The organism is Leucobacter luti (genome assembly GCF_050310065.1).
GTDB lineage: Bacteria > Actinomycetota > Actinomycetes > Actinomycetales > Microbacteriaceae > Leucobacter > Leucobacter luti_B.
In genome coordinates this window covers 2201272-2226993 of the sequence record NZ_CP190007.1, presented here as the reverse complement: position 1 = coordinate 2226993, position 25722 = coordinate 2201272, and the positions used below count along the sequence as shown (strand labels likewise).

The following is a 25722-nucleotide window of genomic DNA, read 5'->3' as shown; positions in this document are numbered from 1 at the left end:
ATTGAGAGAATAGGGGGATGCGGATCGTATTTGCAGGAACACCCGAGTTCGCCGTGCCGAGCCTCCGGGCCATCGCCGAGGCGGGCCACGAGATCGCGGGCGTCGTCACGCGCGAGGACGCCCCGCTCGGGCGCAAGCGCGTGCTCACGCCCTCGCCCGTCGCCGCGGCGGCCGAGGAGCTCGGGATCCCGGTCCTCAAGGCGAACCGGCTCGACGAGGCCGCGACCGATTGGGTCGCCGCGCTCGGCGCGGAGCTCGGGGTCATCGTCGCCTACGGCGGCCTGGTGCGGGAGCGGCTGCTCACGACCCCGGATCGCGGCTGGATCAACCTGCACTTCTCCGAGCTGCCCAGGTGGCGGGGCGCAGCGCCCGTCCAGCGCGCCCTCGAGGCGGGCGAGCAGCGGCTCGGGGTGACGGTGTTCCGACTGGTCGCCGCGCTCGATGCCGGCGACGTGCTGACCCGGGACGACCGGGAGTTTCCGCGGGGGACGAGCGCGGGCGACGCGCTCACCGAACTCGCGAGCTTCGGCACGGCCGCGCTCCTCGGCGCGATCGACGCGCTCGCCGCAGACCCCGAAGCCGGCGAGCCGCAGACGGGGGAGCCGAGTTACGCGCGCAAGCTCACCCGCGAGGACGGCCGCCTCGATCTCGATCGGGCGCGGGATCAGGTGCTCGCGCACTGGGCGGGCGTCACGCCCGAGCCCGGCGCCTTCGTCGTGCACGAGGGGCAGCCGCTCAAGCTGCGCCGGCTCGCGATTCCCGCGGCGCCGGATCCCGCGGCGCCGGATCCCGACGCGCCGGATCCCGATGCGGCCGTTGCCCCGGGCGCCGTGCGGCTGCGCGGCGGCCGGGCGATCCTGAGCCTTGCCGGCGGGGAGCTCGAACTCGTGAGCGTGCAGCCCGCGGGGAAGCCGGCCATGGACGGCGCCGCCTGGTTGCGTGGCCGCGGCGGCGAGGCGGTGCTGTCGTGAGCGCGCAGGATCGGGATCGCGGCCGGGATCAGCGGCGCAGCGGCGGGCCCCGCGGCCCGCGCAGGAGTGACGACGGGCCGAGGGGCGCGCGGCGGTCCGGCGACGGCGGCGGCGAACGGAAGCGCTCGGGCCGCGTCTCGCAGGCGCGGCTCGTCGCGTATGACGTGCTGCGCGACGTCGACGACCGCGACGCCTACGCGAACCTCGCGCTCCCGGCGCGGATCCGCGAGGCGGGCCTCGACGAGCGCGACGCCGCCCTCGCGACGGAGCTCGCGGCGGGATCCCTCCGCCTGCGCGGGCGCTACGACCGGATTATCGAGCTCGCCTCGGGGAGGAGCATCGAGCAGGTGGACGGGCGCACCCGCAACGTGCTTCGCCTCGGCGTGCACCAGCTGCTCGGCATGAGAACCGCCGATCACGCCGCTGTGAACGAGAGCGTCGAGCTGCAGCGCCTCGTCGCGAATCAGAACGCGGCCGGATTTGTGAACGGCGTGCTCCGCGCGGTCGGCCGCGCGACGAACGAGGAGTGGGACGCCCGCATCGCCGAGGAGGCGCGGAACGCCGATGAGGCGCTCGCCGCCCGCACCTCGCACCCGGCCTGGGTGCTGCGCGCGCTGCGCGACGCGCTCAAGCTCGAGGGCCGCGGGGCGGAGCTGGAGGAGCTGCTCGAGTCGGACAACCGGCCGCCGCGCGTGAGCCTCGCCGTACTGCTCGGCGCGGGCGTCGACGCGGAGACCGCGGCGGAGGCCCGAGCGCTCGAGCTCGCCGGCCCCTCGCCGATCGGCCTGGAGCTTGCGGGAGGCGATCCTGCCCGGGCTATCGACGCATGCGGTGCGCGCAAGGGCTTCGTGCGAGTGCAAGATCAGGGCTCGCAGCTCGCCGCGCTCGCGCTCACGCGGGTGCGCCCGGCCGCCGCGGGGGAGCGCTGGCTCGACCTCTGCGCTGGCCCGGGCGGAAAGTCGGCGGTGCTCGGGGCCGAGGCGCTCGCGGCGGGCGCGACGGTGCGGGCGAACGAGGTGTCGGATCACCGCGCCGATCTCGTGCGGCGCTCGATCGAGCCGGTCGCGGAGGCCGTCGAGGTCGTCTCCCACGACGGGCGCGACGACGCGGCCTACGGCCCCGGATCCTTCGACCGCATTCTCGTCGACGCCCCGTGCTCCGGCCTCGGGGCGCTCAGGCGGCGGCCCGAGGCGCGCTGGCGCAAGGAGCCGGGCGACCTGCCCGGGCTGACGGGCCTCCAGCGGGAGCTGCTCGAGGCGGCCGTCGACCACCTCGCACCCGGGGGCGTGCTCGCCTACGTGACGTGCTCGCCGCACCTCGCGGAGACGCGGGTCGCGGTCGACGGGCTGCTGAAGCGGCACCCGGAGCTCACTGAGCTCGACGCGAAGCAGGCCGTGCAGGAGGTCGCGCGCGGGCCGCTCGACCTGCCGGGCGACGCGCTCAGCGCGCAGCTCTGGCCGCACCGGCACGGCACGGATGCGATGTTCATCTCCCTGATCACGAAGGCCTGACCGGGAGAGAACGCGCGAGGTTTTTTGCCGGAGGCCTCGTGAATGTCAGTGGTCCGGTTTAGCCTTTTCCCATGAGTCAGGAACCCATGGGAGGGGGCGGCGCTGCGGCGCCGGGAGGTGCCGAGGCGCCGGATCCCGCGAGCGCGCCAGACGCCGCGAGCGCGCCGGGCGCCGCCGCGCCGAGGCCCGCGGGCGAGCGCACGTTCCTGCACGTGCTCGTGAACACGGGCGTGGCGAACCTCGTGACGAACTTCCTGTGGTTCGCGGTGGTCTTCTGGGTATACCTCGAGACGAAGAGCATCCTCGCGACGGGGGTCCTCGGCGGCACCTACATGATCCTGATCGCGGGCTGCTCGATGTGGTTCGGCTCCCTCGTGGATCGGCTGCGCAAGCGCCAGGTCATGCTCATCTCGGCGTGGTCCTCGCTCGGCGCGTTCATCGTGGCGTGCGCGCTCTACCTGCTGGTACCGGGGGATCAGCTGCTCCGCCTCGACGGCCCGTGGTTCTGGCTCTTCACGCTCATCGTGCTCGCGGGCTGCGTCGTCGAGCTGCTGCGCAACCTCGCACTCTCGACGACGGTGACGCTGCTCGTGCCGAGCGAGCGCCACGCGAACGCGAACGGGCTCGTCGGCACGGTGCAGGGCCTCGCGTTCATTGCGACGAGCGTCTTCAGCGGGCTCTCCGTCGGGCTGCTCGGGATGGGGTGGACGATCGTGCTCGCGACCGTGCTCACCGCGGTGCCGATCGCTCACCTCCACGTGTTGCGCATCGCTGAGCCCGAGATTGTGCGGGATCCGACGCGCAGCCACGTCGACTTCCGGGGTGGCATGGCCGCGATCCTCGCGGTGCCGGGACTCCTCGCCCTCGTCTTCTTCACGACGCTGAACAACCTCTCGGGCGGGGTGTTCATGGCGCTCCTCGATCCCTACGGGCTCGACCAGTTCCCGGTCGAGGTTTGGGGGCTCGTGTTCGGGATCGCCTCGACGGGCTTCCTCGTGGGCGGCGCGATCGTCGCGAAGTGGGGGCTCGGCAAGAACCCCGTGCGCACGATGCTCATCCTCGTGGCCGCGCTCGGCGCGCTCGGCATGGTGTTCACGATCCGCGAGTGGCACTGGCTGTTCATCGGCGGGATCTGGCTGTTCATGGTCATGATGCCCGCCGTCGAGGCCGCCGAGCAAACCGTGATCCAGCGCGTCGTGCCCTACGAGAAGCAGGGGCGCGTCTTCGGGCTCGCGATGACGTTCGAGGCGGCGGCCGCGCCGGTCTCCTCGTTCCTCATCGCGTTCATCGCCGAGTTCTGGATCGTGCCGTTCATGGACACGGAGGCGGGCGCCCGGCAGTGGTCGTGGCTGCTCGGCGAGGGTGACAGCCGGGGCATCGCGCTCGTCTTCTTCTGGTCGGGCCTCGCGATGGTGGTGCTCGCCGGGGCGGCGCTCCTCAGCCGCCCCTTCCGGGTGCTCTCGCGAAGCTACGCGAGCGCGGCCCCGGTCAGTCCTCCCACGTGATCGTGGGCTCGTCCCCGCTGAAGTCGACGTAGGCGATCCCGAGCGGGGTCGCGCTGGCGGCCATGAGCTTCTCGTCCACCGTGCCGCCCTCGATCTCGACGCGCGTGTCGATGCTGGACTCGATCGTCGAGACGACGGCGGGGATGCCCGGCTCAGGCGTCGCGGTGATGCTGGCGAGCGCGGCCCGGCCGCTCACGGTCAGCGAACGCTTCACCTTGCCGTCGAGCTTCGCCGCGTCGCCCTCGCTGTACGCCTCGACGGCCATGCCGCACGGGGTGTCGATCGTGGTCATCGCGAGGCACTCGTCGAGCGACTCCTTCACGAGGGCGCGATACTTCTCCATCGCCTCGTCCGTGAGGCTCGGCGGGCCGACCGACAGCGCGCCGCCGTCGCCCGGGTAGGCGATCACCGTGACCTCGTCCACCGGCGCCTCGAAGTTCTCGTTCTCGAAGCCGAGCTCGTAACCGCCGGGGAACGCCCGCGCCGTGATCTCCGAGTCGAGCGCGACGCCGTTAATCTCGACACCGTAGCCATCGAAGCCGTACAGGTCGACGTCGATCAGCCCGTCGTCGATCCGCCAGCCCGAGGCGTCCTGACGCAGACTGAAATCCCTTGTGACCGGGTAGTCGCCGATCATGAACGAGGCCTGCACGGAGGAGCGGCCGCGGGGCGAGAAATAGTCCTCATCAGACACCGTGATGTCGCTGATGGGCGCGATCTCGGTTGAGCGGTCGAGGGCCTCCTGCGAGAGCAGCGGGTCGGCGCCGGTGCCGCCGACGAGCGAACGGGCGGTCGCCGCGTCGCCTTCCGCGAGCGCGTCGAGGTAGTCCTCGACGACTTTCGCGGCATCGGCCCGGTTCGCGCCCTTGCCTGGCCGATCGGGGAGCCCCGCGTTGTAGATGACGACCGCGACAATCGCGCCCGCGAGGACCACGAGCGCGCCCGCGACAATGCCGAGGGCCGCTCCTCGCGTGAGGCCACCGGTCGGGATCGACGGTTGGGCGTGGCCCAGGCCCTGCTGCTGAGCCTCAGTGGGTTCGTGGTGCTCGCTCATACCACCACCATAGAGTGCAGAGGCGGGAAAGGGCCTAGTCTTGTGGGGTGACCGCGCAGCGCATCAACCCGAGCATCCTCTCAGCCGATTTCGTGAATCTCCAGTCTGAACTGGAGGCCATCTCGACCGCCGACCTCGTGCACGTCGACGTCATGGACAACCATTTCGTGCCGAACCTCACGATGGGGCCGCCCATCGTCGAGCGGATCCAGGCCGTCTCCCCGGTGCCGCTCGACGTGCACCTCATGATCTCCGACGCCGACCGCTGGGCGCCGGGCTACGCAGAGCTGGGCGCGTTCTCCGTCACCTTCCACGCCGAGGCGGCGCAGGATCCCGTGGCCCTCGCGCGCAGGCTCCGCGAGATCGGCGCCCGCGCCGGCATCGCGCTCAAGCCCGGCACCGATCCCGAGCCCTATCTCGAGCTGCTGCCGGAGTTCGACCAGGTGCTCGTGATGACGGTCGAGCCGGGCTTCGGCGGCCAGTCGTTCATGCCCGACATGATGCCGAAGCTCCGCCGCTTCGCCGAGGCGAAGGCGAAGCTCGGCCTCGACGTGTGGCTGCAGGTGGACGGCGGGATCACGGTCGACACGATCGGGATCGCGGCCGAGGCCGGGGCCGACACGTTCGTCGCGGGATCCGCGGTGTACGGCGGCGTTCCCGAGGATCGCATCGCCGATCTGCGGCGCGCAGCGGCGGCACACGCCCACTGAAACGGCGCCGGATCGGGCTACGGCCACGAGCGGGCCGCCGCACACGGTAGTGTTGAACCGTGAAATCGTTCGATGAGCTGTTCGCCGAACTCTCCGAGAAGGCCGCCACGCGCCCCGAGGGGAGCGACACGGTCGCGCGCCTTGACGCCGGGGTCCACTCGATCGGGAAGAAGATCGTCGAGGAGGCCGCCGAGGTCTGGATGGCCGCCGAGTACGAGTCCGACGAGGCGTGCGCCGAGGAGATCAGCCAGCTGCTGTACCACCTGCAGGTCCTCATGCTCGCCAAGGGGCTGGAGCTGAAGGACGTCTACGCGCATCTGTAGCGTCGGCGCCCCCGTGCGCGTCGACGCTCTCCGCTGACCTCATCGACCCGGCCGGAGCTCGGCCACCACGGAAGGATTCCACCCCATGCTTCGCATCGCCGTCCCCAATAAGGGTTCGCTCTCCGAAGTCGCCGCCGAGATGCTCGCTGAGGCCGGCTACTCGGGGCGCCGCGACAGCCGCAAGCTCGTCCACACCGACGTCGTCAACGACGTCGAGTTCTTCTACCTCCGCCCCCGCGACATCGCGACGTACGTGGGATCCGGAGCCCTCGACGTCGGGATCACGGGCCGCGACCTGCTCCTCGACTCGGGATCCGGGGCCCGCGAGATCGCGCACCTCGACTTCGCCGACTCGACGTTCCGCTTCGCCGCCCCGGCCGGCGGCGAGGTCTCCGACATCGCCCACCTGGTGGGCAAGCGCGTCGCGACGAGCTACCCGAAGCTCGTCGACGACTTCCTGCAGGCCCGCGGCGTCGTCGCCTCCCTCGTGAAGCTCGACGGCGCGGTCGAGTCGGCCGTGCAGCTCGGCGTGGCCGACGCCGTCGCCGACGTCGTCTCGACGGGCGCGACCCTCCGCGCGGCCGGGCTCGAGATCTTCGGCCCCGTGATCCTCGAGTCGACCGCCGTGCTCATCGGCGGCCCGACCCAGCACGAGGGCATCGAGCGGCTCCTGCGCCGCCTCCGCGGCGTGCTCGTCGCGCGCAAGTTCGTGATCATGGACTACGACCTCCCGCTCGACCAGCTCGACGCCGCGACCCAGGTCGCGGGCGGGATCGAGTCGCCGACGGTCTCCCCGCTGAAGGACGAGCGCTGGGTCGCCGTGCGCGTCATGGTGCGCGCGGATCAGGCGAACGAGATCATGGACCGGCTGTACGACCTCGGCGCGCGGGCGATCCTCGTGACCGCGATCCACGCCGCCAGGCTCTGAGCGGGGGCCGCTGATGTCGCTCGCCACCCGGGTCATCCCGTGCCTTGACGTCGCCGCCGGGCGGGTCGTGAAGGGCGTGAACTTCCTCAACCTGCGCGACGCGGGCGATCCCGTCGAGCTCGCCGCGAAGTACGCCGAGCAGGGGGCCGACGAGCTCACCTTCCTCGACGTGACCGCGACGGTCGACGACCGCTCGACGACGTACGACGTCGTGCAGCGCACGGCCGAGCAGGTCTTCATCCCGCTGACCGTGGGAGGAGGCGTGCGCGGCGTCGACGACGTCGCGCGGCTCCTCGAGGTCGGGGCAGACAAGGTCGGAATCAACAGCGGCGCGATCGCGCGCCCCGCCGTGATCGGCGAGATCGCCGACCGCTTCGGATCCCAGGTGCTCGTGCTCTCGCTCGACGTGAAGCGCAGCCCCAAGACGCCCTCCGGCTTCGTCGTGACGACGCACGGCGGCAAGCGCGAGACCGAGCTCGACGCGCTCGCCTGGTGCAGCGAGGCCGTCGAGCGAGGCGCGGGCGAGCTGCTCGTCAACTCGATGGACGCGGACGGCACCCTCGCTGGCTTCGACCTCGAGCTCACGGCGCGCGTGCGCGCGCTCGCCGAGGTGCCCGTGATCGCCTCGGGCGGCGCGGGCAAGCTCGAGCACTTCGCGCCCGCGGTCGAAGCGGGCGCCGACGCGGTGCTCGCGGCCTCCGTGTTCCACGACGGCACGTTCACGGTCGGCGAGGTCAAGCGAGCGCTCGCGGAGGCCGGCCACACGGTCCGGCTCTAGGTGGGGATGAGGAAACGGATGACCACGAAATCTGAGACGGGTCGCGTCGAGATCGATGCGACCGACGCCGCGCTCGGCCGGCTGATCTTCAACTCGAAGGGGCTGATGCCCGCGATTATCCAGGACGACGAGAGCAACGAGGTGCTCATGCTCGCCTGGATGGATCTTGAAGCGGTGCGCCGCACGATCACGAGCGGCCGCGTGACCTTCTGGTCGCGCTCCCGCAAGGAGTACTGGCGCAAGGGCGACACCTCGGGCCACCGCCAGTACGTGCGCAGCGTCTTCCTCGACTGCGACGAGGACACGCTGCTCGTGCGCGTGATCCAGCTCGGCGCCGCGTGCCACACCGGCACCCGTAGCTGCTTCACCGACCGCGAGATTCCCGCGGTCGTCGGCGAGGTCGAGGAGTAGCGGCTCCGGGCGAGATTCGTCCAGGATCCAGAGCGATAGGCTTCTGTCGTGACCCTCACGACGACCCGCGCCGAGTTCGACAGCGCTCGCGCAGCACACGCAGTGATCCCCGTCTGCCGGGAGGTGTTCGCCGACGCGGACACCCCGGTCGGCATCTACCGGAAGGTCGCGGGCTCGCGCCCGGGCACCTTCCTCCTCGAGTCCGCTGAGCAGGGCGGCGTCTGGACGCGCTTCAGCTTCGTCGGCGCGGGATCCTTCGGCGTGCTCGGCGAGCGCGATGGCCGCGCCAGCTGGGCGCAGGCAGCGGGAAGTGGCGTCACTGAGGAGCGGCTCCTGGAGGGCGGCGTCTCCGCGCTCGCCCCCGTCGAGGCGCTGCGCGCCGTCTACGAGCGCTGGCGCTCGCCCCAGGTGGCTGGCCTCCCGCCGCTCGCGAGCGGCTTCGTCGGCTACCTCGGCTGGGAGACGGTGCGGCAGTTCGAACGGCTCGAACACGGCCCCGAGCGGGGGCCGGGGCTTCCGACGCAGGGCCTCAGCTTCGTCTCCGAGCTCGTCGTCATCGACCACCGGGAGGGCACGGTCGTGCTCCTCGCGAACGTGCTGAACGACGGGGTGCTCGGCGGGCAGGCTAAGGAGTCGGATCCGGATCCGGACGCCCAGTGGGCGGACGCGCAGGCCAGGCTCGACGCGCTGCAGGCCGCGCTTGCGGCCCCGACGCCCTCGCCGCTCGGCGCGCTCGACCGCGCGGCGCAGCCGGATCCCCACCGGCTCACGACTTCCGCGGAGTTCATGGCCGCCGTCGACGTCGCAAAGCGCCACATCGTCGACGGCGACATCTTCCAGGTCGTGCCGTCTCAGCGCTTCGATCAGGAGTGCACCGCCGACCCGCTCGACGTCTACCGCGTGCTCCGGCACCTGAATCCGAGCCCGTATCTCTATCTGCTGCAGCTCGTGGGCAACGACGGCGAGCCCTTCGCGGTCGTGGGATCGAGCCCCGAGGCGCTCGTCACGGTGCAGGAGAGCGGGCACGTCATGACGCACCCGATCGCGGGATCCCGCCCCCGCGGAGCGACGGTCGAGGAGGACCGGCAGCACGAGAACGACCTGCTCGCCGACGAGAAGGAGCGGGCAGAGCACCTGATGCTCGTCGACCTCGCCCGCAACGACCTGCTGCGGGTCTGCCGCCCCGACTCGGTCGAGGTCACCGAGTTCATGCGGATCGAGCGCTTCAGCCACATCATGCACATCGTCTCCACCGTCGAGGGCGTGACCCGCGAGGGGGAGAACCCGATCGACGTGTTCCGGGCGACGTTCCCGGCAGGCACGCTCTCCGGCGCGCCGAAACCGCGCGCGCTCCAGATCATCGACGAGCTGGAGCCCGTGCAACGCGGGGTCTACGGCGGCGTCGTCGGCTACTTCGGGCTCGGCGGTGCGGCCGATCTCGCGATCGCGATCCGCACCGCGACGATCAAGGGCGGGGTCGCCATGGTACAGGCCGGCGCCGGGATCGTCGCCGACTCCGTTCCGGAGTCGGAGGACGCCGAGTGCCAGAGCAAGGCGGCGGCGCCGCTGCGCGCGATCGCGATCGCGAACACGCTGAGCCCGCTGGGGGAGGATTCTGATGCGCTCTAAGCTCATCGTCGTCGCAGGCATCGCCGTCGCGGGGGGTGTCGCACTGCTCGCGGGCTCGCAGCCGTGGGTGTCGTTCATGCTCGACGGGGAGCACGCCCTGCACTCCGCGACGGGGCACGACGTCAACCCGGCGCTCTCGCCCGTCGCGATCGCGCTCGTCGCCGCGGCGCTCGCGCTCACGATTGCCGGCAAGGTGTTCCGCGCCGTGCTCGGGGCCCTCGTGGCCCTGCTCGGGGCGGGCGTCGTCGCGCTGTGCTTCGGCGTGATCAACGCGCCGCTCGCCTCAGTGAGCGGAAAGATCACGGAGCTCACCGGGATCGCGGGCGGCGCGACGGTCAATGGCGTCGTGTGGAGCCAGCTCTCGGGCTGGGCGTGGGCGACGCTCGCGGCCGGCCTCGTCGCCGCGCTCCTCGGAGTGGCCGTGCTCGTCGTCGGCCGCCTCTGGGCGCAGGGCGGCAGGAAGTACGACCAGGCGCCGAGGGATGCCGCGTCGACCGCGCGCACGGGCAAGCCGGACCGCATCTCGGACTGGGACTCGCTGAGCGATGGCGAGGATCCGACGAGCGATGACGACGGCGAGGCTCCCGAGCGCTGAGCCGCGATCCCGGCCCCTTCGCCCCGCCGCGCTGGACCGGTTTCCTGAAAGCGGTCTGAAACCCGGTAGGATTGGGGTCGTCCCGATTCGTTCAGAGGAGTTTCATGAGTACCCAGCACGGAGACCCCGGTCACGGTGATTCGCCCGCCGCATGGACGGCGGTCGTGGTGATGCTGCTCGGCATCGCAGCCGGCACCGTCTTCTTCTTCCTGCACATGCCGACCATGGTGTGGGTGTGCGCGGGCATTGTCGCCCTGGGTGCCATCCTCGGCTGGATCCTCTCGAAGGCCGGCTTCGGCGTCAACGGGCCGAAGTTCTCGCCCAAGTCCCACGACTAGGGTGCTGGAGCAACTGCTCGCGGGCTCTCTGGAGGACGCGAGGGCGCGCAGGGAACTCCGGCCACTTTCGGTGGTCGAGGCCGAGGCGCTCGCGCGCGTTCCCGCGCTCGACGCGCTCGAGGCGCTCGCGCCGGCCGATCACATGAAGGTGATCGCCGAGGTGAAGCGGGCGAGCCCATCGCGCGGCGACCTCGCCGAGATCCCGGAGCCGCAGGCCCTCGCGGCCCAGTACGAGTCCGGGGGAGCGAGCGTCGTCAGCGTGCTGACCGAGGAACGCAAGTTCAAGGGCTCGCTCGAGGATCTCGAGGCGGTCCGCAAGGCCGTCAGCATCCCGGTGCTCCGCAAGGACTTCATCGGCGACGAGTACCAGGTGCTCGAGGCCCGTGCCGCGGGCGCCGATCTCGCGCTGCTCATCGTCGCGGCGCTCCCGCAGGAGCGGCTCGAGCAGCTCCACACGCTCATCCGCGAGCTCGGGATGACCCCGCTCGTCGAGGCGCACTCGGCCGACGAGGTGGCCCGCGCGGTCGACCTCGGCGCCCAGCTCATCGGCGTGAACGCGCGAGACCTCCGCACCTTCGAACTCGACCGCGACCTCTTCGGCCGCGTCGCCGACCAGATCCCGGCCGGCGTCATCCGCGTCGCCGAGTCCGCCGTCCTCGACGTCGCCGACGTCGAGCGCTACCGCGACGCGGGGGCCGACGCCGTGCTCGTGGGCGAGGCACTTGTTACCAATGATCCGATTGCGACGCTCAAGTCCTATTTGAACGTCTGAACCGACAGGCTCGTACATGACCACTGATCACTCCGGGGCCGTGTCGAGCCTCCGCGACCAGCACGGACCCTTCTTCGGCGACTACGGCGGGCGCTTCATGCCCGAGTCGCTCATCGCCGCGATCGACGAGCTCACGGTCGCCTACGAGGAGGCGCAGGCCGATCCCGCGTTCCGCGCGGAGCTCGCCGAGCTGCTGCGCGACTACGCCGGCCGGCCCTCGCCCATCACCGAGGTGCCGCGCTTCGCGGAGCACGCGGGCGGCGCGCGCGTCTTCCTGAAGCGCGAGGACCTGAACCACACGGGCTCGCACAAGATCAACAACGTGCTCGGCCAGGCGCTCCTCACGAAGCGCCTCGGCAAGACCCGCGTGATCGCCGAGACCGGCGCGGGCCAGCACGGCGTCGCGACGGCGACGGCCGCTGCCCTCTTCGGGCTCGAGTGCACGATCTACATGGGCGAGGTCGACACCGAGCGGCAGGCCCTCAACGTCGCGCGCATGCGCCTCCTCGGAGCCGAGGTGATCCCAGTCACGACCGGATCCCGCACCCTGAAGGACGCGATCAACGAGGCGTACCGCGACTGGGTCGCGAGCGTCGAGCGCACCAACTACATTTTCGGAACAGCCGCCGGCCCGCACCCGTTCCCCGCGATGGTCCGCGACTTCCAGAAGATCATCTCGGAGGAGGCGCGCGCGCAGCTGCTCGAGCGCACGGGGCGCCTCCCGGACGCGGTGATCGCGTGCGTGGGCGGCGGATCCAACGCGATCGGCATGTTCGACGCGTTCCTCGACGACGCCTCGGTGCGCCTCTTCGGCGTCGAGGCGGCGGGCGACGGCGTCGACACGGACCGCCAGGCGGCCTCGATCGAGCGCGGCCGCCCCGGGATCCTGCACGGCGCGAAGACCTACGTGCTGCAGGACGACGACGGGCAGACGGTCGAGTCGCACTCGATCTCTGCCGGCCTTGACTATCCGGGCGTCGGCCCGGAGCACGCCTGGCTCGCCGACATCGGACGCGCGGAGTACATCCCCGCGAGCGACGACGAGGCGATGCAGGCGCTGCGGCTCCTCAGCCGCACTGAGGGCATCATCCCGGCGATCGAGTCGGCGCACGCGCTCGCTGGCGCGATCCGCGTCGGCCAGGAGCTCGGCCCGGACGCAATCATCGCCGTGAGCCTCTCGGGTCGCGGCGACAAGGACATGGCAACGGCGGGGCGCTACTTCGGGCTCCTCGACGGCGACGCGACGGAGGTCGGGGAGTGAGCGGGCAGAACTCTGCGGTTGCGGCCGCGATCCGGAGCGCGAAGGCGGAGCGCGGGGGAGCCCTCATCGGCTACCTGCCCGTCGGGTATCCGGATCTCGACACGAGCATCGCCGCGGCGATCGCGATGGCCGAGGCTGGTGCTGACGTGCTGGAGCTCGGCGTGCCCTACTCGGACCCCGTGATGGACGGGGCGATCATCCAGGAGGCGACGCAGCACGCGCTCGCCTCCGGCTTCCGGCTCGCCGACGTGTTCGAGGCGGTGCGCCGCGTGCGCGAAGCCGTCGACGTGCCCGTGCTCGTGATGACCTACTGGAACCCCGTGATGCAGTACGGGGTCGAGCGCTTCGCCGCCGATCTCGCCGCGGCGGGCGGCGCCGGGCTCATCACCCCGGATATCACGCCGGACTCCGCGGCGGAGTGGCTCGCCATGAGCGAGCGCACCGGGCTTGACCGGGTATTCCTCGCGGCGCCGAGCTCGAGCGACGCGCGGCTCCGCCTCGTCGTCGAGCACACGACGGGCTTCGTGTACACGGTCTCCACCATGGGGATCACGGGGGAGCGGGCGCAGCTCGACGCGGCCGCCCGCAGCCTCACCGCGCGCCTGCGTGAGCAGGGCGCCGAGCTCGCGTGCGTCGGCATCGGCATCTCGACCGCCGAGCAGGTGGCCGCGGCGCTTGAGTACGCCGACGGCGCGATCGTCGGCACCGCGTTCGTGCGCGCGCTCCGAGACGGCGGCGTCGAGCGGCTCTCCGAGGTGGTCCGGGAGATCGCCGCGGGAACGCAGCGCCCAGCCGCGGCGCGCTAGGATTGACCCGATAGCCGCGCGGCACGCCCGCGTCAGGCGCAGACCAGAGTTTCCAGCGGCGAGGCGCCGCGAGCGAAAGAGGAGTGGATGATTCTCCCGCTGAGTATCCCGAGCCCCGAAATCCAGTTCCTGCAGATCGGGCCGTTGCGCATCTACTTCTACGCGCTCTGCATCATCGTCGGCATCATCTTCGCCGGGATCTGGACCGCGCGCAGGCTCGGTGAGCGCGGGGGCGAGCGCGGGGCGGTCTTCGACTTCCTCGTGTGGGCGCTCGTGCTCGGGATCGTGGGGGCGCGCCTCTACCACGTGGCGACCCACTGGGGCGACTACTTCGGCCCGGGCAAGAACTGGCTCGACATCTTCGCCTTCTGGCAGGGCGGGATCGCGATCTTCGGCTCGCTCCTCGGCGGCGCCATCGGCGTGCTCATCGCCTCGCGTATCACGGGGATCCGGTTCTGGTCCTTCGCCGACGCGCTCGTGCCCGGCATGCTGCTCGCGCAGGCGATCGGCCGCTTCGGCAACTACTTCAACCACGAGCTCTTCGGCGGCCCGACGACGCTGCCGTGGGGCCTCGAGATCGAGTCGACGAACGCGGCCTTCCCGATCGGCCTCCCCGAGGGCACGCTCTTCCACCCGACCTTCCTCTACGAGGCCATCTGGAACGTGCTCGGCATCATCGTGCTGCTCGCGATCGAGCGCAAGTGGCGCCCGCGCTGGGGCCAGTTCTTCGCGCTCTACCTGATCTGGTACGGGATCGGCCGCACCTTCACGGAGTCGCTCCGCGTCGACCCGAGCCTGCTGTTCTTCGGGATCCGCACGAACGTGCTCGCGGCCATGCTCGCCGTGCTCGCAGGCATCGTCCTGTGGTTCGTGCAGCGCCGCCGTCACGTGGGGCTCGAGCGCTCGGTGTACCTGCCCGGCCGCCGCAACCCCGCGGACTCGATCCTGCAGGACACCGCGAACCCGGACGAGTACTACCACATCCTGGATCACGGCGACGCCGCCGATCCCGAACCGGCTGCGGCGCCAGCTGGCGCCGCGGAGGATACCCCGCAGCCTGAACACACCCACCAACGCTAGGAGTCGAATGCGTCACGCGAAGATCGTTGCGACCTGGGGGCCCGCGGTCTCTAGTTACGACCACACCCTCGAGCTGATCAGGGCCGGCGTGAACGTGGCGCGGCTCAACATGTCCCACGGCACCTACAACGTGCACGAGGGCATCTACCGCAACATCCGGCGCGCGGAGGCCGAGGTCGGCCGCCCGATCGCGGTCCTCGCGGACCTGCAGGGGCCGAAGATCCGGCTCGGCAAGTTCGAGGGCGGCCCCTACGAGCTCGAGGTCGGCGACGAGTTCGCGATCACCACGCGCGACGTGATCGGCACCCGCGAGCTCGCGGGCACGACCCACAAGGGCCTGCCGGGCGACGTGAGTCCCGGCGATCCGCTGCTCGTCGACGACGGCAAGGTGGGCCTGCGCGCCACCCGCGTCACGGAGGACACGGTGTACACGACCGTCGAGATCCCCGGCGCCGTATCGAATAACAAGGGCATCAACCTGCCCGGCGTCGCGGTCAACGTGCCGGCGCTGTCCGAGAAGGACGAGCAGGATCTGCGCTGGGCGATCAAGCTCGGCGCCGACTACATCGCGCTCTCCTTCGTGCGCGACGCCGCCGACATCAACCGCGTGCACGAGATCATGCGCGAGGAGGGCGTCCGCCTGCCCGTGATCGCGAAGATCGAGAAGCCGCAGGCGGTCGAGCATCTCGAGGAGATCGTTGCGGCGTTCGACGGCATCATGGTCGCCCGCGGCGACCTCGGCGTCGAGCTTCCGCTCGAGCAGGTGCCGCTCGTGCAGACCGAGGCGGTCGCGCTCGCGCGCCGCAACGCGAAGCCCGTGATCGTCGCCACCCAGGTGCTCGAGTCGATGATCGAGAACCCGCGCCCCACCCGCGCGGAGGCGTCCGACTGCGCGAACGCGATCCTCGACGGCGCAGACGCCGTGATGCTCTCGGGCGAGACCTCGGTCGGCGCCTACCCGGTGCAGGCGGTCGCCACCATGGCCCGCATCATCGAGGCGACCGAGGATCACGCGCTCGACCGGATCGAGCCGCTCGGCGCTGCGCCCCGCACGCAGGGCGGCGCGCTCACCCTCGCCGCGGCTGAGGTCGCCGAGTTCATCGGTGCGAAGTATATCTGCGTCTTCACGGAGTCAGGTGACACCGTGCGGCGCATGTCTCGGCTGCGCAAGCCGATCCCGATCATCGGCTTCACGCCGGATCCGGAGACCCGCAGGCGCATGGAGCTGACGTGGGGCGCGCGCAGCTACGAGGTGCCGCGGGTCGGCTCAACCGACGAGATGTTCGTGCAGGTCGACGAGGTGCTGCTTGACCACTCGCGCGTGCAGATCGGCGACAAGGTGCTGATCATCGCCGGATCGCCTCCCGGGGTCGTCGGCACGACGAACACGCTCCGGATCCACCGGATCGGCGAGGCGACGGGCCAGCTCCCGGAGGCAGGCCCCCGCAAGCACGCGATCGGCCGCGGCAAGGTGTTCGTCTAGGCGCGTCCCGCACGGTCATTGACTGATCCCAGCCCGCTCGCCCGCGACCTCCGAGTCGCGGCGGGCGGGCTGCTATCGTTTCAGCGTGGTCACAGCAGCGGTTATCTCGTGGATCGTGTTCGTCGCGGCGGGCGCCGTCGTCGGCTGGGCGCTGTGGGTGCAGCACAAGAACAAGAGGCGCTGAGACGCGGGGAGTGCCGGATACGGGACTCGAACCCGTACACCTTTCGGCAGCGCATTTTGAGTGCGCCGTGTCTGCCAATTCCACCAATCCGGCGAGTATTCGATTGTCGCGCGAGCGTGCTTCGCGCCCGCGACCTAGACCACACTAGCGCAGGCGCGAGGCGGAATTGTGCGCTCAGCGGGCCGCGTCTCTGAGGGAAACGGCAGGGCGGTGGGCTAAGCTGGTGGGGTGAATGACCAGAGCACTGCACCGAGCGCTGCGCGACGCGTTGTCGTCGCCGAAGACGAGTCCCTGATCCGCCTCGACATCGTCGAGACACTGCGTGACAACGGATACGACGTGGTCGGCGAGGCCGGCGACGGCGAGGAGGCGGTGCGCCTCGTGGAGGAGCTCCGCCCGGATCTCGTGGTCATGGACGTGAAGATGCCGAAGCTCGACGGCATCTCCGCGGCCGAGCGGATCAACAAGGATCACATCGCCCCCGTGGTGCTGCTGACGGCGTTCAGCCAGCGCGAGCTCGTCGAGCGCGCGAGCGAGGCCGGTGCACTCGCCTACGTGGTCAAGCCCTTCACCCCCGCAGACCTGATCCCCGCGATCGAGATCGCGCTCTCGCGCTTCCAGCAGATCGTGGCGCTCGAGAGCGAGGTCGCAGACCTGGCCGAGCGCTTCGAGACCCGCAAGCTCGTCGACCGCGCGAAGGGCATCCTGAACGACAAGATGGGTCTCAGTGAGCCCGAGGCGTTCCGCTGGATCCAGAAGGCGTCGATGGACCGCCGCCTCACGATGCAGGACGTCGCGAAGACGATCATCGACCAGCTCGGACCGAAGAAGGACTGAGCGAGTCGCATCAGAAAAGCCCCGGATCGGGATCCCGATCCGGGGCTTTCTCGTGCGCGGGGATCCGGATCCGCCCGCCTCAGCGGATGCGCTTGTAGAAGTTCGTGATCCGGACCGTCGAGCAGCGCGTGCCGCGCTCGTCGCTCACGACGATCTCGTGGACCGTGATCGAACGGCCGATCTTGATCGGCGTGCAGACGCCCGTGACGAGGCCGCTCGTGGCCGAGCCCGTGTGGGTCGCGTTGATGTCGACGCCGACGGCGACGTGGCCCTCGGGGGCGACGAAGTTCGCGTGCATGGAGCCGAGCGACTCGCCGAGCACGACGTAGGCGCCGCCGTGGAGGAGGCCGATCGGCTGCGTGTTGCCCTCGACGGGCATCGTGGCGACGGCGCGATCCGGCGCGAACTCGGTGACCTCGATCCCCATCCGATCCGCGAGCGCCCCCAGGCCCCTGCTGCGAATGAACTCCAGCCCGTCCTCGGGGATCGTGCGGTCTGCGGCGGTCGTGGTCTCGTTCATGTCGGGGCGTCGTGTCTTCCGTCTCGGGCCTCCGCCGCCCGATGACCCGTGTGAACGTCAGTGGCGGCTTGTAGGCTGTGCATGTGTCGAATACGCCTCAGCCTACTCTCATGATCATCGATGGCCACTCACTGGCCTTCCGTGCGTTCTACGCGCTCCCCGTCGATAGTTTCCAGACCCAGACCGGGCAGCACACGAACGCCATCCACGGCTTCATCGCCATGCTCATCAACCTGCTGGGCAACGAGCAGCCAGACGCGCTCGCGGTGGCGTTCGACATTTCGCGGCACTCCTTCCGCACCGAGGAATACCCAGAGTACAAGGGCACGCGCGGCGAGACGCCGCCCGAGTTCAAGGGTCAGGTTCCGCTGCTGCAGGAGGCGCTGCACGCGATGGGGATCCGGACCCTCGAGAAGGAGAACTACGAGGCCGACGACATCCTCGCGACCCTCGCGACGCGCGGCGCCGAGGCCGGCTACCGCGTGCTCGTGGTGAGCGGCGACCGAGACACGATCCAGCTCGTCGACGACCGGATCACGCTCCTCTACCCGTCGAAGCAGGGCGTGAGCGAGCTCACGCGCTACGACGGCGAGAAGGTCATGGAGCGGTACGGAATCCGGCCGGAGCAGTATCCCGAGATCGCGGCGCTCGTTGGCGAGACGAGCGACAACCTTCCCGGGATTCCGCGCGTGGGCGAGAAGACCGCGGTGAAGTGGATCAATCAGTTCGGCTCGCTCGAGGAGATCCTGCGCAGGCAAGACGAGATCGGGGGCAAGGTCGGCGAGAGCCTGCGCGAGAACGCGCACCTCGCGGAGCGGAACCGGCGCCTGAACCGGCTCGTGCGCGACGTCGAGCTCGACGTGACCCTCGACGACCTGAAGCGCGGCGACATCGACATGGCCGCCGTGCAGCAGGTGTTCGCGAAGCTCGAGTTCCGCACCCTGCTGCAGCGCGTCGGCAAGCTCGCTGGCGCCGAGGTGCCGGCAGGCGGCGCCGTCACGGCGACGGCCTCGCTCGCTCCCGAGAAGCCCGAGGCGAAGAACCTGATCGACGAGGAGCTCGGCGACTGGCTCGCGAAGACCGACACGCCCGCGGTCGTGATCCGGCAGGAGGGCGAGACCTTCGACGTCGGCGTGGCGACGGCGGATTCGGCGGTGACGTTCCGCTGGATCCCCGGCGGCCGCGACTACGGCCAGTTCGAGCAGTGGCTCGCCTCCGACGCCCCGAAGATCTTCTTCGATGCGAAGCAGCAGATCAAGCTCGTCGAGGGCGCCGGCGGCGCTGACGGAGGGGCGGGGGATCGCAACGGCTCGGGGGCCGGCGAGGCCGTCGCGATCGGCGGGATCGCGGGCGACGTGCTCATCGCCGCGTGGCTCCTGCGCCCGATCACGCCCGAGAAGACGATCGCGGAGGCCGTGTTCCGCTTCCTCGGGGAGCAGGTGCCCGAGGGGGATCCGAACCAGCTCGTGCCAGAGGAGGGGAGCGTCGCCGACGCGGCGACCCTCGCCTGGTACATCGCCCGCGTGCACCCCGTGATCCTGGAGCGCTTCGAGTCGCGCACGATCGAGATCTACCGTGACATCGAGATCCCGCTCGTTCCCGTGCTCGCGGCGCTCGAACACCGCGGCGTGCAGGTCGACCTGCCGCTCTTCGAGGCGCACGACGCGGAGCTGAAGGCGCGCGTCGCGGAACTCGAGCGGGCCGCGTTCGACGCGATCGGCCGCGAGGTCAACCTGTCGTCGCCGAAGCAGCTGCAGGAGGTGCTCTTCGACCAGCTCGACATGCCGAAGACGCGCAAGACGCAGCGCGGCTACACGACCGACGCGGCGGCGCTGGCCGAGCTCCAGGTGAAGAAGCCGCACCCCTTCCTCGACGCGCTGCTCGCGCACCGCGACGCGAACAAGCTGCGGCAGATTGTCGAGACGCTCATCAAGGCTGTGCAGCCGGACGGGCGGATCCACACGACCTTCGTGCAGACGGGCGCGAGCACGGGTCGCCTCGCCTCCACCGACCCCAACCTGCAGAACATTCCCGTGCGCTCTGAGGAGGGCCGCCGCCTGCGCGAGGGCTTCATCCACGCGCCGGAGTTCGAGACCCTGATGACGGCCGACTACTCGCAGATCGAGATGCGCATCATGGCGCACCTCTCCGGCGACGAGGGCCTCATCGAGGCCTTCAACCAGGGCGAGGACCTGCACCGCTTCGTCGGCTCCCGCATCTTCGGCGTGCCGCCCGAGGAGGTCACGAACGAGATGCGCTCGAAGGTGAAGGCCATGTCGTACGGCCTCGCCTACGGCCTCTCCGCCTTCGGCCTCTCGAAGCAGCTCGGCATCTCCGCCGCAGAGGCGAAGCAGCTGATGACCGACTACTTCGAGCGCTTCGGCGGGGTGCGCGACTACCTCCGCTCGGTCGTGGACCAGGCGAAGCGCGACATGTTCACGGAGACGATCTTCGGCCGCCGCCGCCCGTTCCCCGACCTCGCGAGCCCCAACCGGATCCTGCGCGAGAACGCGGAGCGCGCAGCGCTCAACGCCCCGATCCAGGGCTCCGCCGCCGACATCATCAAGCGCGCGATGATCCAGGTCGAGCACCGCATGCGCGCCGCCAACATGACCTCACGCATGCTCCTGCAGATCCACGATGAGCTCATGTTCGAGGTCGCCGCAGGCGAGTGGGACGCGCTCGAGGCGATCGTGCGCGAGGAGATGGCGGGCGCCGCCGAACTCTCGGTCCCGCTCGACGTCCAGGTCGGCCGCGGCCCCAACTGGAACGCCGCCGCCCACTAGGTGTACTGACCTCGACCGTTGTTGATTCGGTCGATTGGAGTTTGGCCTTGGATGCCGAGGTGGGGTCTGTCTAGGTTGTAGTAGTTCAGCCAGGCCCGCAACCCTGCTCTGCGGTCGGTGTTGGAAGTCCAGGGTCTGGCGTATGCCCACTCGGTCGCGAGCGTTCGGTTGAGGCGTTCGACTTTCCCGTTCGTCCAGGGGCAGTGGGGGCGGATGAACCGTTGCTGAATGCGGTGTTGGGTGATGACGTCTTTAAACGCGGCGGAATGCCGGTACGCGAACGCGTTGTCACTGATGACGCGTTCGACTCGCACCCCGAGTGACGCGTAGAACCTGATGGCGCGTTCGAGGACACCGGCCGCGGTGATACCTTTCTCGTCGTCGTGGATCTCGGCGTACGCGACCCGAGAGTGATCATCGATCACGGTGTGGACGTAGTCATAGCCCTGTCCGCGTTTCCGGTTCGGGCGTTCGCTTCGTCCGTGGAGGCGCCACCCTCCTCCGTCAGGGATGCGGCCGAGTTTCTTCACATCGATATGGATCAACGAGCCGGGATACTCGTGTTCGTATCGCTTGGCCGACCGGCGAGAAGCACGAATCACAGTCCCGGTGACTGGGTCCAATTCACGCAACAACGGGGTGTGATGGCGACGCAGTACGCGCCCGACGGTCGAGGCGTGCAGGCCGAGCTTCCCGGCGATGAACACGGGGCCGCGACGGGTGAGTGCCCGCATGATCCGTACCCGGGTTTCCACACACGAATGCGTACGTTGGGGATGTGTCCGGGCAACACTGGATCGATCAGCAAGTCCCGCGATCCCCAGCTCCTGAAACCTGCGCCACCACCGCCACGCGGTCGTGCGCGAGACGCCCATCTCAGCGGCAACATGCGCGACCGCACGCCCCGACTGGATGCGCTGAATCATGATCAAACGGCCCGCGGGAGCCAATCGGGCGTTAGCGTGGGACATGAGAAGCCTCCGTGTGTGCGAGATGTAGAACTAGACAGCTCCAACTCGACACCGGGGGCTTCTCTTATGTCAACAACCATCCGGGTCAATACAACTAGGCGCGCCGCGGGCGTGCCGCGCTGCCGCGACCCTGCCCGGCGTTGAGTTGACCCAAAGTGACGCATTCTGCGCTCCAGGGCACACTTTCGGTCAACTCAACACTGTTGCCCCAGTGCTCCCGGGGTTGAGTTGACCCAAAGTTGCGTTTTCTGCGTTCCAAGGCGCAGTTTGCGTCAACCCAGGGCTGTAGTGCGCTGGGAGAGGGGGGGGCTTGCGGGGCGCCCGAGCTCCCGAGTGCACGCCGAGTCGGCCTTTGAGCCCCATTCCCCGCGCCGACCACCCGCCGCCGCGCCCCGGGATTGAGTTGACCCAAAGTGACGGAATCGGCGTTCCAAGGCGCACTTTGGGTCAACTCAGGGGGAGGGAGAGGGGGGGGGCGGACTAGAGCGCGCGCGCCGGCGCAGACGCCGGATCCGCGGGCGCCGCATCCGCAGACGCCGGATCCGCCGGCCCAGCCGCAGCCGCCGGCCCAGCAGCAGGCGCCGCGGCCGGCCCGGCGCCGGAACCCGCCCCCGCACCCGCCGGATCCTGCGCGAGCTGTTCCTCGTCGAAGGGGATGTCGCCCGAGAGCACGAGCCGCGCCCGATCGCGATCGATCTGGCCGGTCCAGGTTCCGATGAGGAGCGTCGCGACCGCGTTTCCGGTGAAGTTCGTGAGCGCGCGCCCCTCGGACATGAAGCGGTCGATGCCGACGATCACGCCGACGCCGTCGACGAGGTCGGGGCGGTAGGCCTGCAGTCCGCCGGCGAGCGTCGCGAGGCCGGCGCCGGTCACGCCTGCCGCGCCCTTCGAAGCGATGATCATGAAGACGAGGAGCCCGATCTGCTCGCCGATGCTCATGGGTTGGCCCATGCCCGTCGCGATGAAGAGCGACGCCATCGTGAGGTAGATGGCGGTCCCGTCGAGGTTGAAGGAGTACCCGGTCGGCACCGTGATGCCGACGACGGGCTTCGAGACGCCGACGTGCTCCATCTTTGCGATGAGGCGGGGGAGCGCCGACTCGGAGGAGGAGGTGCCCACGATCAGGAGGTACTCGCGGGCGAGGAACTTCATGAGGGTGAAGATGTTGAGTCGGGTCACGAGGTAGAGGAGGGTGCCGAGGACGCCGACGATGAACAGCACGCAGGTCACGTAGAAGGCGAGCATCAGGATCCCGAGGCTCCAGATCGCGGCGACGCCCGTCTTGCCGACGACCGCGGCGATCGCGCCGAACGCCCCGACGGGCGCGAGCCACAGGATCATCCCGAGCACGCGAAACACGAGGAGCTGCAGCTGCCGGATCGCGTTCATGATGGGGGCGCCGCGCTCGCCGAGCCCCTGAAGGGCGAAGCCGGCGAGCAGCGCGATGAAGAGCACCTGCAGCACGCTCTCGCCCGTGAACGCCGCGAAGAAGGTCGGCGGGATGATCCCGAGCAGGAAGTCGACCGTGCCGGCAGCCTCGCCCTCCACCTCGTAGCTCGCGCCGCGCATGTCGAGGCCCTCGCCGGGGTGGATCACGTTGCCGACGACGAGGCCGATCGCGAGCGCAAAGGTCGACATCAGCATGAAGTAGACGAGCGCGAGGCCGCCGATCCGGCCGACGGTCGCGGCCTTCGCGATGGAGCCGACGCCGACGACGATCGTGCAGAAGATGATGGGGGCGATCATCATCTTGATGAGCGAGACGAAGGCCTTGCCGATGGGTTCGAGCGAGACGGCGAACTCGGGGGCGACGAGGCCGAGCACGGCGCCCGCGACGACCGCGATGATCACGGAGACGTAGAGCCAGGTGTGCTTGTCCCAGGACTGCTTGTTTTTGCGCCAGTTGTATCCCGGCAATCGGATCGATGAGGTGAAGTTTGAGAGCGCCACGGTGGTCCTCCTGCAACGTCATTGTTCGGCTGTTGTAGCGCGGGCGGGTGCCCGAAATGCTCCCCAAACCGTAGGTGCGAGCACGGAAAGTGCGTGGGTTTTGGTCGTATTGGTCCCGCACGGATGGAATTGGCTACAGCTGCGTGCGAAAATATCCGGCATGTTTCGCAGGCGGCAGAAGAGCGCTTCGACCACGGTGTTTGTCGCACTGCTGGTCGTGGTCGCGGTGCTCGGTGCGGTCATTGGCGGGCTGCTGGTGTGGGATCGCTACCGCGCGAGCTACCACGAGGTGGAGCGCGCGACGCAGACCGTCGCGAACACCCTCGCGGTTTCGCCGACCGTGCGCGGCGAGCTCGCGCGGGCGACGCCCGGGCGCTTCGAGGAGAGCGCTGAGCGGCTGCAGGCTTTCGGCCGCGGCGTGATCGAGCAGGCCCGGGTGAGCTACGTCACCATCATGAGCCCGAGCGGCAAGCGCTACACGCACCGCAACGCGTCCCAGATCGGGGGCCAGTATCTCGGCACGATCCCGGATCAGTATGTGACGATCACCGAGATCGCGACGGGCACGCTGGGCGACTCGGTGCGTACCATCGCACCCGTCCTCTCGGAGGACGGCACGCTCCTCGGCTGGGTCTCGGTCGGCGTGACGATCTCGACGGTCGGCGCGGCGATTAAGGAGGAGTTCCCGCTCATCGCAGGGATCACGCTCAGCCTCATGGGCGCAGGTCTGGTCGGTGCGTGGCTCGTGCGTCGCTACACCCGCCAGCTCACGGGCGACATGACGGCCGAGGCCGTGCGGGATGCGACCTCGTCCTACGAGTCGCTGCGCACGCTGGGCGCGGCTATGCGCGCGCAGCATCACGAGCACGGCAACCGGCTGCACACGGCCGTCGCGCTGCTCGAGCTCGGGAGGACGCCCGAGGCGATCGAGCTGCTCGCGGCGACGGGGCGGCAGAACCAGGATCTCGTCGACCGCCTCGCGACCCCCGCGACTGCTGACCCCACGATGGGGGCGCTCATTCTGGGCAAGACCGCCGAGGGAAAAGAAGTCGGGATCACGCTGAACGCCGCGGTGGATCCGCGCGCGCCTGCGCTCCCTCTGCACCCCGTCGACGCGGTGTCGGTCGTCGGCAACCTCATCGACAACGCGTTTGAGGCGGTGCTCGCAAGGCCTGGCCCGCGCGTGGTCGAGGTGACGCTTGGCGCGGACGCCGACGGGAGTTTCCGCATCGTGGTCACGGACAGCGGCCCCGGGTTTACCTCCGAGGCGAGGGAGCGCCGGTTCGAGCACGGGTTCTCGTCGAAGTCGGGCCGGCCTGCCGGCCGGGGTATCGGCCTCCCGCTCGTGCGGGAGATCGTGCAGAACGCGGGCGGCAGGATCGTGATCGACGAGCAGCCGACGACGGTGCGCGTGTTGCTGCCTCCGCTCGATGCGCGGGCTCCGGATCGATTCACCCCCGAAGGGAACGTACGTGCAGGCTGAGACGACACACTCCGGCAGGGCGACGCGCCCGATCCGGGTCCTCATCATCGACGACGATCCGCTGATCGTGGAGCTGCACCGCTCGTATCTCGAGCGGCTCGACGGGTACGAGGTTGCGGCGGAGGCTGCGGGCGCGCGCGAGGCGCTGATGCGCCTGAACGAACCGGGTGCGGAGATCGACCTGTTGCTCCTCGACGTCACGATGCCGGACGGCAGCGGGATCGAGCTCCTCCGCTTCATCCGATCGCGCGGCAACCAGCTCCACGCGATCGTGATCAGCGGCGTGCGCGAGGCGGAGAGTGTGCGCCGCGCCGCGTCGCTCGGCGTGTTCCAGTACCTGATCAAGCCGTTTACCTTCGCGACGTTCCGGGATCGCCTGGCCCAGTTCCGCGAGTTCTGGGAGCACGAGTCGAGCGCGACGGGGCGCGCGACGCAGCAGGACATCGACTCGCTGTTTGCCGCACTGAGGCCCCAGGCGGTTGAGCGGCTCCCGAAGGGGATCGCCCCGGAGACGCTGGAGCTCGTGTCGCAGGCGCTCCGGAGTGCCGGATCCCGCTCCGCGGCTGAGCTCGCCGTGCAGGTCGGAATGTCGCGGGTCGCGGTGCGGCGCTACCTCGAGCACCTGACCGCGATCGGCAGCGTCGACCGCACGCCGCGGCTGGGATCGCCCGGCCGGCCGCAGAGCGAGTACCGCTGGATCGACTGACCCGTTTGGTGGCTTGAACTCGGGCGTGTCCCGTGGATAGAATGGAGCGTCACATCTGTGGCGACCCAACCATGTCCACGTGCGGGACGTGCTCTCGGGCCGAGGCTCGGTTCGAGAACGACGTGCGCTC

The 25722-nt window shown here is 69.9% G+C and carries 24 protein-coding genes and 1 tRNA gene; 20 read left to right on the top strand and 5 right to left on the bottom strand.

The window, feature by feature from the left end; genetic code table 11:
* The first annotated feature begins 17 nt into the window (after positions 1-17).
* From ACOPJ3_RS10200 to ACOPJ3_RS10190, 3 genes are all read left to right on the top strand, one after another.
* Positions 18-971 (top strand): methionyl-tRNA formyltransferase, encoded by a 954-nt coding sequence (locus tag ACOPJ3_RS10200; protein ID WP_427869060.1) that lies wholly within the window; start codon positions 18-20, stop codon positions 969-971.
* Positions 968-2482 carry an RsmB/NOP family class I SAM-dependent RNA methyltransferase gene (locus ACOPJ3_RS10195; protein WP_427869059.1) on the top strand — a complete coding sequence of 505 codons (1515 nt, stop codon included), beginning with the start codon at positions 968-970 and terminating at the stop codon, positions 2480-2482. The genes ACOPJ3_RS10200 and ACOPJ3_RS10195 overlap by 4 nt, the downstream gene beginning before the upstream one ends.
* Positions 2483-2553: 71 nt before the next feature.
* Positions 2554-3987 carry an MFS transporter gene (locus ACOPJ3_RS10190; protein WP_427869058.1) on the top strand — a complete coding sequence of 478 codons (1434 nt, stop codon included), beginning with the start codon at positions 2554-2556 and terminating at the stop codon, positions 3985-3987.
* On the opposite strand, the gene ACOPJ3_RS10185 is transcribed toward ACOPJ3_RS10190, so the two are convergent.
* Positions 3971-5041, bottom strand: a complete 1071-nt coding sequence (locus tag ACOPJ3_RS10185; protein WP_427869057.1) for a hypothetical protein — start codon at positions 5039-5041, stop codon at positions 3971-3973. The two genes, ACOPJ3_RS10190 and ACOPJ3_RS10185, sit on opposite strands and share 17 nt — an antisense overlap.
* 47 nt (positions 5042-5088) lie before the next feature.
* Here ACOPJ3_RS10185 and rpe point away from each other — a divergent pair, with 47 nt between their 5' ends.
* From rpe to pyk, 13 genes are all read left to right on the top strand, one after another.
* On the top strand, positions 5089-5751 hold the full coding sequence (gene rpe / locus ACOPJ3_RS10180; protein WP_427869056.1) for a ribulose-phosphate 3-epimerase: 663 nt from the start codon (positions 5089-5091) through the stop codon (positions 5749-5751).
* A 59-nt stretch (positions 5752-5810) separates the two neighbouring features.
* Complete coding sequence (locus ACOPJ3_RS10175; protein ID WP_427869055.1) at positions 5811-6074, top strand: phosphoribosyl-ATP diphosphatase; 264 nt, start codon at positions 5811-5813, stop codon at positions 6072-6074.
* A gap of 85 nt (positions 6075-6159) precedes the next feature.
* The gene (gene hisG / locus ACOPJ3_RS10170; protein WP_427869054.1) at positions 6160-7002 is read left to right on the top strand and encodes an ATP phosphoribosyltransferase; all 843 of its coding nucleotides are present in this window, start codon (positions 6160-6162) and stop codon (positions 7000-7002) included.
* Positions 7003-7015: 13 nt separating this feature from the next.
* Positions 7016-7780 carry an imidazole glycerol phosphate synthase subunit HisF gene (gene hisF / locus ACOPJ3_RS10165; RefSeq protein ID WP_427869053.1) on the top strand — a complete coding sequence of 255 codons (765 nt, stop codon included), beginning with the start codon at positions 7016-7018 and terminating at the stop codon, positions 7778-7780.
* 18 nt (positions 7781-7798) lie between these two features.
* The gene (gene hisI / locus ACOPJ3_RS10160; RefSeq protein ID WP_427869052.1) at positions 7799-8191 is read left to right on the top strand and encodes a phosphoribosyl-AMP cyclohydrolase; all 393 of its coding nucleotides are present in this window, start codon (positions 7799-7801) and stop codon (positions 8189-8191) included.
* Positions 8192-8239: 48 nt separating this feature from the next.
* Entirely contained in the window at positions 8240-9820 is a 1581-nt protein-coding gene (locus ACOPJ3_RS10155; protein WP_427869051.1) for an anthranilate synthase component I, read from the top strand.
* Complete coding sequence (locus tag ACOPJ3_RS10150) at positions 9810-10415, top strand: Trp biosynthesis-associated membrane protein (RefSeq protein ID WP_427869050.1); 606 nt, start codon at positions 9810-9812, stop codon at positions 10413-10415. The genes ACOPJ3_RS10155 and ACOPJ3_RS10150 overlap by 11 nt, the downstream gene beginning before the upstream one ends.
* Before the next feature lie 104 nt (positions 10416-10519).
* A complete protein-coding gene (locus ACOPJ3_RS10145) occupies positions 10520-10753 on the top strand; it encodes a DUF6704 family protein (protein WP_427869049.1) in 234 nt (77 codons plus the stop codon).
* Position 10754: 1 nt separating this feature from the next.
* Entirely contained in the window at positions 10755-11525 is a 771-nt protein-coding gene (gene trpC, locus ACOPJ3_RS10140) for an indole-3-glycerol phosphate synthase TrpC (RefSeq protein ID WP_427869048.1), read from the top strand.
* A 16-nt stretch (positions 11526-11541) separates the two neighbouring features.
* On the top strand, positions 11542-12786 hold the full coding sequence (gene trpB / locus ACOPJ3_RS10135; RefSeq protein WP_427869047.1) for a tryptophan synthase subunit beta: 1245 nt from the start codon (positions 11542-11544) through the stop codon (positions 12784-12786).
* On the top strand, positions 12783-13592 hold the full coding sequence (gene trpA / locus ACOPJ3_RS10130; RefSeq protein ID WP_427869046.1) for a tryptophan synthase subunit alpha: 810 nt from the start codon (positions 12783-12785) through the stop codon (positions 13590-13592). Before trpB ends, trpA begins: the two co-directional genes overlap by 4 nt.
* A gap of 87 nt (positions 13593-13679) precedes the next feature.
* The gene (gene lgt, locus ACOPJ3_RS10125) at positions 13680-14672 is read left to right on the top strand and encodes a prolipoprotein diacylglyceryl transferase (RefSeq protein ID WP_427869045.1); all 993 of its coding nucleotides are present in this window, start codon (positions 13680-13682) and stop codon (positions 14670-14672) included.
* A gap of 7 nt (positions 14673-14679) precedes the next feature.
* The gene (gene pyk / locus ACOPJ3_RS10120) at positions 14680-16155 is read left to right on the top strand and encodes a pyruvate kinase (RefSeq protein ID WP_427869044.1); all 1476 of its coding nucleotides are present in this window, start codon (positions 14680-14682) and stop codon (positions 16153-16155) included.
* Positions 16156-16350: 195 nt separating this feature from the next.
* On the opposite strand, the gene ACOPJ3_RS10115 is transcribed toward pyk, so the two are convergent.
* A tRNA-Leu gene (locus ACOPJ3_RS10115) sits at positions 16351-16432 on the bottom strand.
* A 135-nt stretch (positions 16433-16567) separates the two neighbouring features.
* Here ACOPJ3_RS10115 and ACOPJ3_RS10110 point away from each other — a divergent pair.
* Entirely contained in the window at positions 16568-17176 is a 609-nt protein-coding gene (locus ACOPJ3_RS10110) for an ANTAR domain-containing response regulator (RefSeq protein WP_427869043.1), read from the top strand.
* A 79-nt stretch (positions 17177-17255) separates the two neighbouring features.
* Here the strand turns inward: ACOPJ3_RS10110 and ACOPJ3_RS10105 are convergent, their stop codons facing one another.
* Positions 17256-17696, bottom strand: coding sequence for a hotdog fold thioesterase (locus ACOPJ3_RS10105; protein ID WP_427869042.1), 441 nt, complete (start codon positions 17694-17696; stop codon positions 17256-17258).
* Positions 17697-17806: 110 nt separating this feature from the next.
* On the opposite strand from ACOPJ3_RS10105, the gene polA reads away from it, so the two are divergent.
* Positions 17807-20482, top strand: a complete 2676-nt coding sequence (polA, locus tag ACOPJ3_RS10100) for a DNA polymerase I (RefSeq protein WP_427869041.1) — start codon at positions 17807-17809, stop codon at positions 20480-20482.
* Here polA and ACOPJ3_RS10095 read toward each other — a convergent pair.
* Entirely contained in the window at positions 20479-21453 is a 975-nt protein-coding gene (locus ACOPJ3_RS10095) for an IS481 family transposase (protein WP_427869040.1), read from the bottom strand. The two genes, polA and ACOPJ3_RS10095, sit on opposite strands and share 4 nt — an antisense overlap.
* Positions 21454-21933: 480 nt before the next feature.
* Positions 21934-23370, bottom strand: coding sequence for a cation:dicarboxylate symporter family transporter (locus ACOPJ3_RS10090; RefSeq protein WP_427871215.1), 1437 nt, complete (start codon positions 23368-23370; stop codon positions 21934-21936).
* A 193-nt stretch (positions 23371-23563) separates the two neighbouring features.
* Between ACOPJ3_RS10090 and ACOPJ3_RS10085 the strand changes: the two genes are divergently transcribed.
* Both ACOPJ3_RS10085 and ACOPJ3_RS10080 read left to right on the top strand, forming a co-directional pair.
* A complete protein-coding gene (locus ACOPJ3_RS10085; protein ID WP_427869039.1) occupies positions 23564-24886 on the top strand; it encodes an ATP-binding protein in 1323 nt (440 codons plus the stop codon).
* Positions 24876-25592, top strand: a complete 717-nt coding sequence (locus ACOPJ3_RS10080) for a response regulator (RefSeq protein WP_427869038.1) — start codon at positions 24876-24878, stop codon at positions 25590-25592. Before ACOPJ3_RS10085 ends, ACOPJ3_RS10080 begins: the two co-directional genes overlap by 11 nt.
* The last annotated feature ends 130 nt before the right edge of the window (positions 25593-25722 follow it).

Bases quoted from the DNA above. Each gene is read 5' to 3' on its own strand.
- hisG (WP_427869054.1), top strand. From the start codon at position 6,160: ATGCTTCGCATCGCCGTCCCCAATAAGGGTTCGCTCTCCGAAGTCGCC.
- ACOPJ3_RS10150 (WP_427869050.1), top strand. From the start codon at position 9,810: ATGCGCTCTAAGCTCATCGTCGTCGCAGGCATCGCCGTCGCGGGGGGT.
- ACOPJ3_RS10190 (WP_427869058.1), top strand. From the start codon at position 2,554: ATGAGTCAGGAACCCATGGGAGGGGGCGGCGCTGCGGCGCCGGGAGGT.
- lgt (WP_427869045.1), top strand. From the start codon at position 13,680: ATGATTCTCCCGCTGAGTATCCCGAGCCCCGAAATCCAGTTCCTGCAG.
- pyk (WP_427869044.1), top strand. From the start codon at position 14,680: ATGCGTCACGCGAAGATCGTTGCGACCTGGGGGCCCGCGGTCTCTAGT.
- ACOPJ3_RS10185 (WP_427869057.1), bottom strand. From the start codon at position 5,041: ATGAGCGAGCACCACGAACCCACTGAGGCTCAGCAGCAGGGCCTGGGC.
- ACOPJ3_RS10105 (WP_427869042.1), bottom strand. From the start codon at position 17,696: ATGAACGAGACCACGACCGCCGCAGACCGCACGATCCCCGAGGACGGG.
- hisF (WP_427869053.1), top strand. From the start codon at position 7,016: ATGTCGCTCGCCACCCGGGTCATCCCGTGCCTTGACGTCGCCGCCGGG.
- ACOPJ3_RS10200 (WP_427869060.1), top strand. From the start codon at position 18: ATGCGGATCGTATTTGCAGGAACACCCGAGTTCGCCGTGCCGAGCCTC.
- polA (WP_427869041.1), top strand. From the start codon at position 17,807: ATGATCATCGATGGCCACTCACTGGCCTTCCGTGCGTTCTACGCGCTC.
- trpB (WP_427869047.1), top strand. From the start codon at position 11,542: ATGACCACTGATCACTCCGGGGCCGTGTCGAGCCTCCGCGACCAGCAC.
- ACOPJ3_RS10095 (WP_427869040.1), bottom strand. From the start codon at position 21,453: ATGTCCCACGCTAACGCCCGATTGGCTCCCGCGGGCCGTTTGATCATG.
- ACOPJ3_RS10145 (WP_427869049.1), top strand. From the start codon at position 10,520: ATGAGTACCCAGCACGGAGACCCCGGTCACGGTGATTCGCCCGCCGCA.
- hisI (WP_427869052.1), top strand. From the start codon at position 7,799: ATGACCACGAAATCTGAGACGGGTCGCGTCGAGATCGATGCGACCGAC.
- ACOPJ3_RS10085 (WP_427869039.1), top strand. From the start codon at position 23,564: ATGTTTCGCAGGCGGCAGAAGAGCGCTTCGACCACGGTGTTTGTCGCA.